General features: G+C 69.4%; 12 protein-coding genes and 1 tRNA gene. 1 reads left to right on the top strand and 12 read right to left on the bottom strand.

Translation table 11 applies throughout. The features are described from left to right. Window positions 1–180 precede the first annotated feature (180 nt). The 11 genes from FNH05_RS00065 to FNH05_RS00015 form a co-directional block, all read right to left on the bottom strand. Window positions 181–528: a rhodanese-like domain-containing protein gene (locus tag FNH05_RS00065; protein WP_144584648.1), complete on the bottom strand. Its 348-nt coding sequence runs from the start codon at window positions 526–528 to the stop codon at window positions 181–183. A 97-nt stretch (window positions 529–625) separates the two neighbouring features. Beyond that, the gene (locus FNH05_RS00060; protein ID WP_144584647.1) at window positions 626–2,236 is read right to left on the bottom strand and encodes a solute symporter family protein; all 1,611 of its coding nucleotides are present in this window, start codon (window positions 2,234–2,236) and stop codon (window positions 626–628) included. Then, entirely contained in the window at window positions 2,233–2,592 is a 360-nt protein-coding gene (locus tag FNH05_RS00055; protein WP_144584646.1) for a DUF485 domain-containing protein, read from the bottom strand. Before FNH05_RS00055 ends, FNH05_RS00060 begins: the two co-directional genes overlap by 4 nt. Before the next feature lie 207 nt (window positions 2,593–2,799). Beyond that, entirely contained in the window at window positions 2,800–4,584 is a 1,785-nt protein-coding gene (locus FNH05_RS00050; RefSeq protein WP_144584645.1) for a sodium/solute symporter, read from the bottom strand. A 43-nt stretch (window positions 4,585–4,627) separates the two neighbouring features. Next, a complete protein-coding gene (locus FNH05_RS00045; RefSeq protein ID WP_144584644.1) occupies window positions 4,628–5,173 on the bottom strand; it encodes a DUF485 domain-containing protein in 546 nt (181 codons plus the stop codon). Next, window positions 5,170–5,994, bottom strand: coding sequence for a LytR/AlgR family response regulator transcription factor (locus tag FNH05_RS00040; RefSeq protein WP_144584643.1), 825 nt, complete (start codon window positions 5,992–5,994; stop codon window positions 5,170–5,172). Before FNH05_RS00040 ends, FNH05_RS00045 begins: the two co-directional genes overlap by 4 nt. 84 nt (window positions 5,995–6,078) lie before the next feature. After that, window positions 6,079–6,930 (bottom strand): S49 family peptidase, encoded by an 852-nt coding sequence (locus FNH05_RS00035; protein ID WP_144584642.1) that lies wholly within the window; start codon window positions 6,928–6,930, stop codon window positions 6,079–6,081. A gap of 10 nt (window positions 6,931–6,940) precedes the next feature. Further along, window positions 6,941–8,215 carry a sensor histidine kinase gene (locus FNH05_RS00030; protein WP_144584641.1) on the bottom strand — a complete coding sequence of 425 codons (1,275 nt, stop codon included), beginning with the start codon at window positions 8,213–8,215 and terminating at the stop codon, window positions 6,941–6,943. A 195-nt stretch (window positions 8,216–8,410) separates the two neighbouring features. Further along, window positions 8,411–9,265, bottom strand: a complete 855-nt coding sequence (locus tag FNH05_RS00025; RefSeq protein ID WP_144584640.1) for an Fpg/Nei family DNA glycosylase — start codon at window positions 9,263–9,265, stop codon at window positions 8,411–8,413. Between the two features lie 3 nt (window positions 9,266–9,268). Further along, window positions 9,269–9,709 (bottom strand): DUF983 domain-containing protein, encoded by a 441-nt coding sequence (locus FNH05_RS00020; protein ID WP_144584639.1) that lies wholly within the window; start codon window positions 9,707–9,709, stop codon window positions 9,269–9,271. A gap of 138 nt (window positions 9,710–9,847) precedes the next feature. Next, window positions 9,848–11,350 (bottom strand): sigma-70 family RNA polymerase sigma factor, encoded by a 1,503-nt coding sequence (locus FNH05_RS00015; RefSeq protein WP_144584638.1) that lies wholly within the window; start codon window positions 11,348–11,350, stop codon window positions 9,848–9,850. Window positions 11,351–11,543: 193 nt separating this feature from the next. Between FNH05_RS00015 and FNH05_RS00010 the strand changes: the two genes are divergently transcribed. Then, a tRNA-Gly gene (locus FNH05_RS00010) sits at window positions 11,544–11,616 on the top strand. Window positions 11,617–11,679: 63 nt separating this feature from the next. Here FNH05_RS00010 and FNH05_RS00005 read toward each other — a convergent pair. Continuing rightward, complete coding sequence (locus FNH05_RS00005) at window positions 11,680–14,016, bottom strand: oxidoreductase (protein WP_246127345.1); 2,337 nt, start codon at window positions 14,014–14,016, stop codon at window positions 11,680–11,682. Between the last annotated feature and the right edge of the window lie 190 nt (window positions 14,017–14,206).

The raw sequence follows: 14,206 nt of genomic DNA, 5'->3' as shown, positions 1-14,206 counted from the left end.
TGCTTCGAAGCGGCGGAGCCGCTTGCAGTGGGCCATCAGCCCGCACCGCCGCGGGTTCTGAGGTGGTTCCTCGCGCGGACAGCTCCGACGTGGTGAATCGACATTCATGAGGAGGAGATCCCACAGCGAGGAACCACCTCGGGTTCCGCCACCCGCACCGCAACGCAAACCACTTCGACATCAAAGGACTTCCGGCGGCACCTCGCCGCGTTCGCCCACTACCGGGCGCCCCTCGGTGAGCCAGGACTTCATGCCACCGGCGACGTTGACCGCGTCCCAGCCGTTCGCCAGGAGCCAGGCGGTGGCGCGGGCGGAGCGCCCGCCGGTGCGGCAGACCACGTGGATCGGCCGGTCGTCGGGCAGTTTCGCGAGATCCTCGAGATGGGCGGGCAGCTCGCCGAGCGGGATGTGCACCGCCTCCGGCGCGTGGCCTGCGACCCACTCGTCGTGCTCGCGCACGTCGAGCAGCGTGAGGCCGCCGGTCGGCAGGTCGGCGACCGACACGGTGGGGATGTCCTCGGGAATCACGCCGCCATGGTCGCACGGCACACCGTTCCCTGCACGTAAGAAAAGCGAAGGCCACCGTCCCGCCGGGACGGTGGCCTTCGCCACGAACGGAGCTGCGTCAGTGGGCGCTCGCCTTTTCGGCGTGCGCACCGGTGAGGGCACGAACCTCCATCTCCGCGTACTTGTCCTCGTTGTGCTCCTTCGACAGCATCGTGCCGAGCCAGCCGAGGAAGAACGAAACCGGGATGGAGACCAGGCCCGGGTTCTCCAGCGGGAACCAGTGGAAGTCCACCCCCTTGATCATCGGCTTCGCCCCGCCCGAGACCGCGGGCGAGAAGACGATCAGCACGACCGTGACGATCAGGCCACCGTAGATGCTGAACAGCGCGCCCCGGGTGTTGAACCGCTTCCAGAACAGCGAGTACAGCAGGGTCGGCAGGTTCGCCGACGCGGCGACCGCGAAGGCCAGCGCCACCAGGAAGGCGACGTTCTGGTCCTTGGCGAGGATGCCGCCGACGATGGCCACCGCCCCGATCACCAGCGCGGTGATGCGGGCGACCCTGACCTCCGCGGAGCGGCTGTCCACCTTGCCCTTCTTGATCACGTTGGCGTACACGTCGTGCGCGAACGAGGCCGACGCCGTGATGGTGAGCCCGGCGACCACCGCCAGGATCGTCGCGAACGCGACGGCGGCGATGAAGCCGAGCAGCACCGGGCCGCCGAGGTGAAGCGCCAGCAGCGGGGCGGCCGCGTTCGAACTGCCGGGCGCCTTGCTGATCGCCGCCGGGCCGACCAGCGCCCCGGCGCCGTAGCCGAGCACCAGCGTGAACAGGTAGAACACGCCGATCAGCACGATCGCCCACACCACGGACTTACGGGCTTCTCGCGCGCTCGGCACCGTGTAGAAGCGCATCAGCACGTGCGGCAGGCCCGCGGTGCCGAGCACCAGCGCGATGCCCAGCGACAGGAAGTCCAGCTTGGTGGTGCCGTTTTTGCCGTACGCCTTGCCAGGGTCGAGCAGGGCGGCGCCGTTCTTGCCGCCGTTGTCCACCGCGTGCTGCATCAGGGAGGACAGGTTGAACCCGTACTTGCCGAGCACCCACAGGGTCATCGCGAGCGCGCCCGCGATCAGCAGGGCGGCCTTGATGATCTGCACCCAGGTGGTGCCCTTCATGCCGCCGATCAGCACGTAGAGGATCATCACCACGCCGACCGCCGCGATCACCGCGGCCTGCCCGCCACCACCCTGGATGCCGAGGAGCAGGTTGACCAGGCCACCGGCCCCGGCCATCTGCGCGAGCAGGTAGAAGAAGGACACGGCCAGCGTCGAGATGGCGGCCGCCGCGCGCACCGGGCGCTGCCGCATGCGGAACGCCAGCACGTCGCCCATGGTGAACTTGCCGGTGTTGCGAAGCAGTTCGGCGACCAGCAGGAGCGCGACCAGCCATGCCACCAGGAAGCCGATCGAGTAGAGGAAACCGTCGTAGCCGTTGACCGCGATGCTGCCCGCGATGCCCAGGAAGGACGCCGCGGACAGGTAGTCACCGGAGATGGCGATGCCGTTCTGCGGACCGGTGAACGCGCGGCCCGCGGCGTAGTAGTCGGATGCCGTCTTGGTGTTGCGGCTGGCCCGGAAAACGATCAGCAGCGTGATCGCCACGAAGATCGCGAAAATGGTGATGTTGAGCGCCGGGTTGCTGCCCTCGACGCCCGCGGCGAGGATCCTCACGCGGCCGCTCCCTCGTGCTGTCCCTCGATTTCCTCACGGATCTTGTCCGCGACCGGGTCCAGCTTCCGGTTCGCGTACCGCACGTACAACCCGGTGATGACGAACGTGGAGACGAACTGCAGCAGCCCGATGACGAGGCCGACGTTGATGTTGCCGACGAGCTTGGTGGACATGAAGCCGTGCGCGTAGTCGGCGAGCAGCACGTACAGCAGGTACCACGCGAGGAAGAGGACCGTCATCGGGAAGACGAAGGTCCGCAGCCGGTGGCGCAGTTGCGCGAATTCGGCGCTGTCCTGCACCGTCTTCCAGTCGGTACCCGGGGCCGCGCCTTCGACCCCCTGGTCGGTGGTGCTCACGGGAGAACCTCGCTGTCCATGGTCGATTACCTCTCCGTCGATGGCTGCGGTAGATCTTGCCCTTAACAAGCCTTTCTGTTGCTAGCCCATTCGAGTGAATGAGACTACTTTCCGTAGGCCCATTACGCCCACAATGTCCCGGTGCTCGATAACTCGAAGTAACGAATTCCCCAAAGACGACTACGAATGGTCAAAGGCGGGGAAGACCTACCGGCGATGCCGGCCCTTGCCCCCGCGCGCGCGGCCGTCCACCACGCCGAAGCGCGCCACCGCGCGCTCCCGCATCAACCCGAGCGGATCCGGCGCGTGCAGCCGCAGCATCACGCCGTTCACGTCGGCAGGCATGCCCGCCGGGGTCGCCAGGCTGACCAGAAAGGTGATCACGAACGCGAGCGGCACCGTCACCAGTGCCGGCTGTTCGAGCAGCCACGGGACCTCGCTGCCCGAGTAGCCGTCGACGGTGCGCCACACCAGCGCGGCCACCACCAGGCCGCCGCCGAAGAGCATCCCCGCCATCGCGCCCGGCCAGGTCAGCCGCCGCCACCAGATGCCGAGGAGCAGCGTCGGGGCGAAGGTCGACGCGGCGAGCGCGAACGCGATTCCCACCGACTGCGTCAGGTCCATCGGGCGCAGCACCACGGCCAGCACCGCGGGGATCAGCGCGACCAGCGAGATCGACCAGCGGTTCTCCCGCAGCCGCCCCTTGAACACGTCCGTCGACACGACACCGGCGACGCTGACCACCAGCCCCGACGCCGCGGACAGGAAGGCGGCGAAGGCACCCGCCATCAGCACCGCGGTCAGCACGTCGCCCGCGAGGCCGGGAAGGATCGCGTGCGGCAGGTGCAGCACGGCCGCGTCCGTCTGCCCGGTCACGAGCAGCTCCGGCACGTACAGGCGGGACATCGCCCCCAGCAGGGTGGGGAACAGGTAGAACACTCCGAGCAGCAACAACACGTGTACCGCGGTGCGCCGGGCGGCCTTGCCGTCGGGATTGGTGTAGAAGCGGACCAGCACGTGCGGCAGCCCCATCGTGCCCAGCGCGGTGGCGAGCAGCAGGGAATACGTTTTCAGCAGGTCCCCGGCCCCACCGGAAACGGGGGCCAGCCAGTCGTCTTCCGCCGCGACCGCATCGGACACCACCGGAACCGGGGTGCCCGCCGCGAATCGCAGCTGCGTTCCCCGCGCCACGTCCTCGGTGGCGCCCTTCGGCCACACCACGAGCGTCTCGGTGCCGGAACCCCGTCCCTTCACCCACACGGGAGTCACCGAACCGACCCGCAGCCGCACCTCGACGTCGATCCGCACCGTGGTGTCCGCGGTGAACACCGGCGAGGCCGGCTTGCCGAACTCCCCGGCGGGGCCCGTGCGGTGGTCCGCCACGAACACCGCGCACAGCACGAAGGCGGGCACGGCGATGGCGAACAGCTTCAGCCAGTACTGGAAGGCCTGCACCACCGTGATCGCGCGCATGCCGCCCGCCAGTACGTTGCCCGCGACCAGCACGGTCACCGCGATCGCCCCGACCCAGGCCGGGGTGCCGGGCAGCACCACGTTCAGCGCGAGCCCCGCCCCCTGCAACTGGGGAACCAGGTACAGCACACCGATGATCACCACGAACAACGTGGCGCAGCGGCGCAGGGCCAGCGAACCGAGGCGCGCTTCCAGGAAGTCCGGCAGCGTGTAGGCGCCGGAACGGCGCAGCGGCGCGGCCACGAACAGCATCAGCGCCAGATAACCGCCGGTGAAGCCGATCGGGTACCACAGGCCGTTCGCGCCCTCCTTGAGCACGACCCCCGCCACGCCGAGAAACGACGCGGCCGACAGGTACTCACCGGAGATCGCGGCAGCGTTGCGGCGCGAACGCACGGTGCGGCGCGCCACCAGGAAATCGTCGGTCGTGTTGGCAAACCGCGACGAACGATGACCCAGGTAGTAGGTCAGCGCGGCGACGACCAGGATGCCGGTCAGCGCCCACGGATTGCTTCGCACCCGGAGATTGTCGCAGGGCCGTAAAGCCCCCCACGGCGAGTCTTCAATTCTCGATCATGTCAACGAACTCGCGCTCGTGCCGCTCCGCGACGCGGTTGTACGAGAGGCCGGCCAGCAACAGCAGCGGGAACGGCAACACCGCCAGCAGCAGCCAGGCCAGCGGCAATCCGATCACTTCGGCACTGGCGAAGTCCGGCGACAGGTAGAAGGCGAGCGGCAGCCCGCCGAGCACCATCACCACGATCGCGGCGAGCGCCACCGCCGAGCGCAACTGGCGTCTGACCAGGTCCGTGATCAGGACGGTGCCCCAGCTGTTCTGCTCCTCCAGTTCCACCAGGGCGCGCAGCGTCGGCGTGGACTTCGAACGCGGGTCGGCGAGCACCACCCGCTGGCGCTTCGGGGGTTTCGACGGCGATTCCGGTGGCGCTTCCACGGGCTCCGCCGCGGGTGGTACGCGTTCGACCTTCGCCGGACCGGGCGCGGGCGGAACCCGCTCGATCTTCGCCGGCTCGTACGGGGCCTGCCCCGGAGCACGCGCGGGCTCGGGCCCGCGGATCCCGTCCGCGCTCCGGTACACGTCCTCGTTCATCGCCCGGTCAGCCGGTCCTTGAGTTCACGGGTGTGCCGCCGCGACACCGGGAGCAGCTTCTCCTCGTTGCCGATCACCACCTGGTAGCCGCCCTGGCCCATGCGCAGTTCGGTGATCAGGTGCAGCGCGACCAGGAACGACCGGTGGATACGCACGAAACCCGCCTTCTCCCAGCGCTCTTCCAGCTGGGTGAGCGGGATCCGGACGAGATGGCTGTTGCCGTCGCTGGTGAACAGCCGGGCGTAGTCGCCCTGCGCCTCCACCCACCGCACCGTCGAGCGCGGCACCAGCTTGGTGGTGCCCGCCAGCTCGACCGGGATCACCTCGTCGTCGTCGGCCTTGGCGGGGGCGGCCGCCCGCACGCCACCCGCCGACGGCGTCGAGCGCAGCTTCTCCAGCACGCGCTCGACCGCGCGGTCGAGCCGGTTCTGGTTGCACGGTTTGAGCAGGTAGTCGACCGCGCCCAGGTCGAAGGCGTTGACGGCCTCGTCCGCGTGGCCGGTGACGAACACCAGCACCGGACACGGGTTCAGCGCGGAGAACACCCGCGCCATCTCCATCCCCGACAGCCCGGGCATCTGCAGGTCGGCGAAGACCGCGTCGATGACCGGCAGCCCGCGCTCCTTGCGCTCCCGCAGTTCGGCGTCGTCGGAAGCGAGCAGGCGCAGCGCTTCGGACGCGTCGACCGCGGTGAAGACCCGGCCGATGTGGGGGTTGTTCTGCAGGCTCCCGGCCAGTAGGTCGAGCCCGTGCGGCTCGTCGTCCACGGCGAGGACGACGAGCCGGCGGTTGTCATTGTGCGCACTCACAGTGGTTCGCATCCTGCCCAGTGACTGCCGTGTTGTCCATACCGCTCCTGGGCGACCACTCTGCGCAACCCTCTGCTCCCTTCCGCGAACGGCGGGTCAGAGCCCGAAGCGTGCCCAGGCGGCCTTCTGCGAGACGGCGTCGATGAGCGCACTCGCCGCGGCGGGCGCGCCGATGCCCAGCCGGGCCAGCAGCGGCTTCTTCGGCTCGGCCACGGTGATCTCGGCCTCGGGGAAGCGCTCGGCGATCACCTCGCGGAGATTGCCGAGGCCGTCCACCAGGCCGAGTTCGAGTGCCTTGGCGCCCAGCCACACGTCGCCGGTGAACAGTTCCTCGGTGTCGGCCAGCCTGCCACCCCGCCGCTCCTTGACCCAGTCCACGAACAACTCGTGCAACTGGGTGTGCATCTTCTTGAGCCACTCGACGTCTTCGGGCTTCTCCGGGCTGAACGGGTCCAGCCGCGACTTGTTCTCGCCCGCGGTGTGCAGGCGCCGCTCGACGCCGAACCGTTCGAGCAGGCCGGTGAAGCCGAAACCCCCGCTGATCACCCCGATGGACCCGACCACCGAGGTCCGGTGGGCGTAGATCTCGTCGGCCGCGCACGCCAGCCAGTAACCCCCGGAGGCCGTCACGTCCTCGCAGAACGCGAGCACCGGGACACCCGGTTTCTTCGCGGCGAGCTGCCTGATCCGCTCGGCCACCAGGCCCGACTGGGTGGGCGCGCCGCCCGGCGAGTTGATCAGCAGGGCCACCGCCTTGAGCCGGTCATGGCCGAAGGCCCTGGTCAGCGCCGATTCGACGGAGGCGACGTTGATCGTGCCACGGGACAGCGGGGACGGGGTCGGCGTGATCACGCCGTGCAGTTTGACCACCGCCACGACGTCCTTGCGGTCGCCCCGGTCGCCGATACGGGGGAGTTTGCTGGTCAATCTGTCCGTCACGCTGGTCATGGCCGCCAGATTACGGACTGCGCCGCGCGTGTGCAGGTGAGGAATCCCTGACTTCCTGCGGTGGCACCGCGGCCGAGTAGTCCGGCAGTTCCGTGCGGACCCCGGGGGCGAATTTCGGCACCCGGAGGGTCACCTTCATCCCCGCGCCCGGAGCGGTCTCCACCATCAGTGCGTACTCGTCGCCGAAGAGCTGGCGCATGCGTGCGTTGATGTTCCCGAGGCCGACGTGCGCACCGGTGCGGTGGGAATTGCGGAGGTCGGCCAGCCGGGCCGGGTCCATCCCGATGCCGTCGTCCTCGACGCTGATCAGCGCCTCGGTGCCGTGGTCCTGCGCGGTCACGGTGACCATGCCGCCGCTCGGCTTGTTCGCCAGCCCGTGCTGGACGGCGTTCTCCACCAGCGGCTGGATGATCAGGAACGGCACCACGACCGACAGCACCTCGGGTGCGATCTTCAGCCGCACCTCCAGTCGTCCACCGAACCGGGCCCGTTCGATGGTCAGGTACTGGTCGATGTTGCGCAGTTCGTCGGCCAGCGAGGTGAACATGCCCGACGTGCGGAACGAGTAGCGGGTGAAGTCCGCGAACTCCTGGAGCAGATCGCGGGCCTCCTCCGGGTCGGTCCTGATCAGCGCGGAGATCGTGTTGAGCGCGTTGTAGATGAAATGCGGCGAAATCTGCGCGCGCAGGGCCTTGATCTCGGCCTGCTGCAGCTGCAGCTTCGACTCGTCGAGCCGGGCCAGCTCGAACTGGGTGCAGACGAACTGGGCCACCGCGCCCGCCATCTGGATCAGGCGCTTGCCGTGCGAGCGCCCGACCACGATGAGCACGGCCTCGATGTCGCCGTCGACGAGGAGCGGCACGATCACCGCGGTCTTCATCTTGCAGGTGCCGCGGTGGTCGCAGGGCAGGTCGTCGTGGGAGACCACCTCGCGGCGGTGCTTGCGGACGGCCAGGCTGATGGCCGCGGTGAGGTCCACGTAGTGGTCGTTGGCCTCACCGTCCCACGAGGCCAGCGCGCCATCGGGGTCGGTGATGCCCACGGCGACGCATTTGAGCAGTTCGAGCAGTTGCGAGGTGATGCGGTCGGCGGACTCCTGGTCGAATCCCTTGCGGAGGTCGGGGGTGGCCTTCGACATGTGGTAGACCGCTTCGAGCACCGCATCGTCGACGAAACTGCTCGGCTTGCGTGAGCGGGCCAGCACGACGATGAGCGCGATCAACAGCAGGCCCGCGACACTCCACGGAATGATCTGCGCGATCGGCAAGTCGGACACGGCGTCCATGCTCTGCGCTCGATCGGCCGGGTGCAAGGTTTCGAGCCCACTTTCTGTGTAGATATCGCCACCCTCCGACACGGAGAGCCCTGCCGAAAGCGAAGGGTTCGCCGCATTGTCATGGGTACTGTCGCAATTAGACTCTAAATGGGTGAAACCGAGCAAGAGTCGCCGTTACCGAATGCGGGCGGCGAGGACCCGGCACTACTTGAGCAGCCGGGACAGCCTGCGGTCGGCAAGCGGTTTCCCGCCGGTCTGGCAGGTCGGGCAGTACTGGAAGGCCTTGTCGGCGAAGGAGATCTCCCGCACCGTGTCCCCGCACACGGGACAGGGCAGGCCGGCGCGGCCGTGGACGCGCAGCCCCGAGCGTTTCTCGCCCTTCAGCCGGGCCGCGTCCTGCCCGACGGACCGTTCGACGGCACCGGTGAGCACCTCGCGGATCGCCGCGGCCAACCGGTCCAGCGCCTCGTCGGAGAGCCTGCCGGGCGTGGCGTACGGGGACAGCTTCGCGGTGTGCAGGATCTCGTCGGAATAGGCGTTGCCGATGCCGGCGATCAGGGACTGGTCGGTGAGGGCGGTCTTCAGCCGCTCGGTGCGGCCGGCGAGCAGTTCGCCGAGCCGCGTGCGGTCCAGTTCGAGCGCGTCGGGACCGAGCCGGGCGATGCCCGGCACCTCCCCCGGGTCGGCCACGATCCAGACCGCGAGGCCCTTCTTCGTGCCCGCCTCGGTGAGGTCGAACCCCACTTCGCCGGACAGGTGCACGCGCAGCGAGAGCGGCCCTCGCCCCGGCCTTGGCGGTTTGACCGGCAGGGAGTCGGACCAGCGCAACCAGCCCGCCCTGGCCAGGTGAACCACGAGGTGGAGACCGTCGCAGTCGAGGTCGAGGTGCTTGCCGTGGCGTCGGGCACCGGTGACCCGGCGGCCGTGCAGTTCCGTCCACTGTGGAGTCACCGTCTTGAGCACGCTCAGCGAGACCACGTCGATGCGCGTCACGGTTCGGCCCACCGCGTTCTCGCGGAGGTGGTGGGCCAGCGCCTCGACCTCGGGGAGTTCCGGCATGCGCTATTCCATCGGATGCAGCGGACCGTCGAAATCGGGCAGGGATTCGCGCTGGATCGTCTTGGCGACCTTGGCCAACTCGCCCCGCACCCGGAACATGCCGGACACGATACCCACCCAGCGCTCCGGCGGGTGTTCCCCGAGCACGTCGCCCTCGGTCTCCGCGACCACCGTCCACGGGCGGTTCAGGACCCAGCGCAGCGGGAAGAACAGGGCGATCAGCAGCAGGCCCCAGATCACCCAGGCCGGGACGACGACGCCCTCCGGCAGCCAGGCCACCAGGATGACCGCCAGCAGCACCGTGACCGACAACATCGCGATGCCCGGGGTGGGACTGCCCGCGACGTCGTGTTCGAAGTCCTCCACGGTGGCCGGACGCCGCCACTCCATCTGCGAGCGGACCACCCATTCCCGGCCGTCCTCGCCCCGCACCAGCCGGTTCATCGTTCGTAGCCTCCCGCGCACGCTCGGTCGTTCGTGAGCGTGGTCAACGGTAGCGCGACCGGGGCGGGCGGCGCGAGATCCAGATCGGGGACCGGCCACCCGAACGGGCTACTGCCGTCCCGGCTCCCGGTTCCGGCCCTACTTCCGGCCGTACTCCGGCCGGTCATGTCCGTCGTGCCGGTCGTGGTCGCGGCCGTGGTCCTGGGGCGGGCCGGACCACCAGTCCAGCGCGCCCTTGTCCGGTGTGTGGTTCCAGGCGTTGCCGTCCGGATCGGGCCCGAGGTCGTCACGCGGCCGGTCCGGCCTGCCGCTGGGCGGGGTCGGGCTCGGATCGCTCAGGGTGGTGGTGGGCTTCCCGCTCGACTTCGTCGGGGTGCCCGGTGTGCTCGTGTCGTCCCGCTGGCCGACGCTGGTCGTGGTGGTGGCCTGGGAAGACGCCGAACCCGAACTCGAGATGCCTGCCGTGGAGCTCGACACGGTCCGGCTGCCGGAGGAGCGGGAGGCGGCGGTGCCGGACTCGCTCCCCCGCGCGCTGCCCTGCCGGTTCTGCTGCTCGGCCCTGGTGCCCATCCGGCCGGGCAGGCGCAGCGTCGTCTGGTCGGACGCGACCGGCGACAGCGGCGGCAGGTCGGGCGGCGGAGACTGCGGAAGCGCGATCTGCAGTTCGATCCCACCCTGCGGCAGGTCCATCGCCTGGGTGTGGGAGCCGATCATGGCAGGCACGGCGATGCCGAAGGCACCGGCCGCGGCCGTCGACGCCACCGCGATCCCGATCTTGAGCTTCGACAGCAGGAGGCTCTTGAGCGTGGCCAGCGCCCCCGAAGACGACACGGTCGAAGCCGCGCCCGCCGCGGTGGCCACCGCGGGCACCAGCAGCGCCAGCACACCGGCGTGCGCCCGCAGCGAGGAGCAGACGTCCCGCAGTTCGGCGTGCATCGAGCGGCAGGAGGCGCAGCCCATCAGGTGGTTGCGGATCCGGCTCGCCTCGGAGCCGGTGACGCTGCCCGCGGTGTAGCCGCCGAGCTTCTCCACGACCCCGCGGCAGCCGACGTCGGAAGTGCGGTTCATCGCCAGATGCGCCTGCAGATACGCGGCCCGCAGCCCCTGCCGGGCGCGGCGGGCCAGCGCCGCGGTCGCGTTGGCGCTGAGACCGAAGTGGGGCGCGACCACGGCGGGCTGCTCGCCCTCGACCTCGGTCTGCCACAGCACGGAGCGCCAGCGCTCGGGCAGGCTGGTGAAGGCGGTCGCGATCAGGGTGTGTTCGGCGGTGCGCGCGTGCGCGTCCGTCCCCGCACCCACGCGGACCGTGAGCTCGTCGTCGGTCACCGGCACGTCGCGGCGCGCGCCGTGCCACTCCCACGAAACCCGCCTGGCGACGGTCAGCAGGTACGCGCGGACGTGGTCCTTGGGGCCCGCACCGCGGCGCAGGGCCTGCAGAACCCGGAAGAAGGTTTCGGCGGTGATGTCCTCCGCCTCGGAACTGTCGCTCGCTATCCCGCGGGCCAACCGGCGCACGGCGCCCGCGTGCAGCTCGAAAAGCTCACTGAACGCCTTGTCCTCCCCCGACCGCAAACGGCGCAGAAGGGCCTGCTCGTCAGCCGACACCGTCCGTTGCGCCGGCACCGTCGCTTCTTCCGTCATCCGGCCAGGCACCTCCTCCCCCGGGAGCGGGGACTAACCCGTTCGGTTGAATGGACACACCATACGGAGCGAAGCGTCGGCCGTCACCCCTTGTACTCCGTGAGTGACAGAGTTACCTCCGACCGGGTGGGTGCAAGGCGCCCGGATGGCAGGGTATAGAGTATGTGTCGTCGCACCGGCCAGGGCCGGGCGCGCGGACGTAGCGCAGCTGGTAGCGCATCACCTTGCCAAGGTGAGGGTCGCGGGTTCGAATCCCGTCGTCCGCTCCGGTGAAAACATCCCCCGCGTCCTCCCGCGGGGGATGTTTCGTTTTCGGACGTCTTCCGGGCTCAGCCGTCGCGGCGGATCATGCGGCCGGCACCGGCCGCGACGGTGGTGGCGAGAATCCAGCCCATCGCGACGAAACCGTCGCTGACCCACTTGTCCCAGCCGTGCATGTACCAGCGGCCCTTGTTGCCGAAGTCCACGATGGGGACCAGCAGGTCGGCCGTGTACCAGATGGGGTTCCACTCCATGCCGCTGTCCTGCGAGTTGACCACGCAGCGGGCCCCGATCTTCAGCAGGGCGTTCGCCCCCGTCTGCGTGTCCTCCAGGCAGGAGTCGTGGCCCAGCCAGAAGTACATGCTGCCCGCGACCAGCAGCCCGATCAGCCAGCCGAGCGCCCGCACCGGCCGGTAGCCGTAGCCGACCATCCAGCGCTGCAGCCGGCTCCACACCCGGATCCCCATCGCGCGGAACAGGCCATAGCCGGCGGCCAGTGCCTCGTAGCGGTACTGCTGCTTGCGGAACAGGACCGTGTCCGCGTGCTCCTCGTTGCCGCTGGTGCGCAGCATCGCCGCGAGCTGGTCGTACGGCCCCGGCCGGTACCCGGGCATCGCCTCGCGCAGCTGGCTGATCCGCTTGTCCACGGCACGGTCGTTCTCCAGGCCGATCGGGTGCCGCAGCGCGTCGTACCGGAAGCCCTCCAGGTCGATTCCGCGCTCGGTTTCCCAGAACGCGTCGTTGTCCTCCAGTGATCGGCAGTGCGCGTGCCGCAACAGGATGCGGCCCTGGGGTGGGACGCTCGGATTGAGCACGAGTTCGTCCGCTTCGAGGTCGCTGGCGTTGAGCGCGATGTCGTGTCCCGCCCCGGAGCCCAGCACCGCCCCGGACAGGTCGATGCGGCGTGCCGCGCTCGCCCCGTCCATGTTCACCCCGCCTTCGGCACGGAAACTCCGGTCGTTGGAGAAGGTGAGGCTGATGTTGCGGCCGGCCTTCACCGTCCGCAGATCGACCGAAAAGCTCGTCTGCGGCCGCCTCATCGGCTGGACGACCTCGGTGCCGAACAACTCGACGCTGCCGCCCACGTCGGTGCCCTGCAACCGCAGCGTGCCCTCGATGCTGCAGTTGGTCAGGTGGAGGTTGCCCGCCACCTTCATGCGGCGGGCGGACAGCACGTCCCGTTCGGCGTGCTGCAGGTGTGCCCGGGCGGCGAGCAGGTTCCCGCCGATGCTCACGTCGGCCATCCGCACCTGCCCGGACGGCACCCGCAGCCCGGTGGCCTCGAAGTCCCCGCTGATCTCGCTGCCGTCGAGGTGCAGTGCGCGGTCGTAGTACGGCTCGATCGGGCCCCTCGGCACGGTGATGCGGGCGCGGGCCAGGCGCAGCGTGCCACCGATCCTGGCGTTGAGCATCCTGAGCGTGCCGACGGCGGCGAGCCCGTCGGACAACTCGACGTTGCCGTCCACCCGCAACCGGTCCGCGACGAGGGCGGGCCACGGATCGACGTACGGGTCACTGGATTCCCACGCGTTCACCGCGATCGGGCCGCGCTGCGGGCTGCGGAGGTCAGCGCCGCGGAAGACGATGTCCCCGTTCACCCTCGCACTGGGCAGGTGAAGCACTCCGCGCGCGTTGAACGGCTGACGCTTGCTGCCGAAATTGTCCACATCGCACAGCAGGCTGCCGCCCACGTACAAGCCGTTGCCGTCGAGCGCGAATCCCTTGGGGTTGCGCAGAACGGCGCCCGAGAGGTTGACGTTGCCGCCGGTCCACATGCCCGGAACGCGGACCTCGCCGTCGGCCCTGAGCCGGTAGGCCAGGAAGGCGCCGCTGATCTTCAACCGGTCGGCCTGGATAGCCCTGCCGTGCACCGAATCGATCACGGTCCTGGTGAGCACCACGGAACCCTCGATCACCGCGTCGGTCAGGTTCAGCGCCGCGTCGACAATACCCCGCTCGCGCGAATCCTCGCGCTGCACTGCGGTTTCCCCCTCGTTGGTACCCGGCATCGGCTGCACGACACTGCGGATCAACCGGACGTCATTGCGGCTGCGCAGGTTCCGCGCCCTGAGCCCCGGTAACCAGCACCGGCGGAACACCAGTCCCAGCAGTTTCGCCTCTCGCACGTCGGGGGGGAATTCGAAACGACAGTTCTCGAACCGGAACAGGAAGTCGAGGTCGGCACCGCGCAGATCGAGCTTTCCGGTGATATACGCGTTCTCGACGGGGACGATCGGGGCGTTCGTGCTCTGGCGGCGCCAGCGCCGTAGGCCGCCGGAACCGGGCTCCAGCAGCGGTCTGACCAGGTCCGCGGCGGGCAGGTGATAGCGGACGTCGGGGATTCCGGCGAATGGGTCGAGCGGGCCGAGCTCACGTTCGGCGGGTCCGGCCTGGCCGTTTGCCATCGCGCTTGTCCTCCTTGAATCCTCGCCGACTCCGATTTCACCGGCTACCGCCATTGTGGATCATCGCGCGGTGCATTGCGATCATCATCGCCTCACTCGGCACCGGTGGGACGGGTCGACCGGATGTGCCGTTCCGCTGAACGCGCGATTGCTCGCGGTTATCGTCGAAATATGGCGGCCCTCACCGAAC

It is taken from the genome of Amycolatopsis rhizosphaerae (assembly GCF_007713715.1).
Lineage (GTDB): Bacteria > Actinomycetota > Actinomycetes > Mycobacteriales > Pseudonocardiaceae > Amycolatopsis_E > Amycolatopsis_E rhizosphaerae.
The sequence above is the reverse complement of the archived record's forward strand: the minus strand, read 5'-3'. Positions and strand labels throughout refer to the sequence as shown.

Coding starts and splice junctions, on each gene's coding strand:
- FNH05_RS00045 (WP_144584644.1), bottom strand. CDS start 5,173: ATGAACGAGGACGTGTACCGGAGCGCGGACGGGATCCGCGGGCCCGAG.
- FNH05_RS00040 (WP_144584643.1), bottom strand. CDS start 5,994: ATGCGAACCACTGTGAGTGCGCACAATGACAACCGCCGGCTCGTCGTC.
- FNH05_RS00035 (WP_144584642.1), bottom strand. CDS start 6,930: ATGACCAGCGTGACGGACAGATTGACCAGCAAACTCCCCCGTATCGGC.
- FNH05_RS00030 (WP_144584641.1), bottom strand. CDS start 8,215: ATGGACGCCGTGTCCGACTTGCCGATCGCGCAGATCATTCCGTGGAGT.
- FNH05_RS00025 (WP_144584640.1), bottom strand. CDS start 9,265: ATGCCGGAACTCCCCGAGGTCGAGGCGCTGGCCCACCACCTCCGCGAG.
- FNH05_RS00020 (WP_144584639.1), bottom strand. CDS start 9,709: ATGAACCGGCTGGTGCGGGGCGAGGACGGCCGGGAATGGGTGGTCCGC.
- FNH05_RS00015 (WP_144584638.1), bottom strand. CDS start 11,350: ATGACGGAAGAAGCGACGGTGCCGGCGCAACGGACGGTGTCGGCTGAC.
- FNH05_RS00005 (WP_246127345.1), bottom strand. CDS start 14,016: ATGGCAAACGGCCAGGCCGGACCCGCCGAACGTGAGCTCGGCCCGCTC.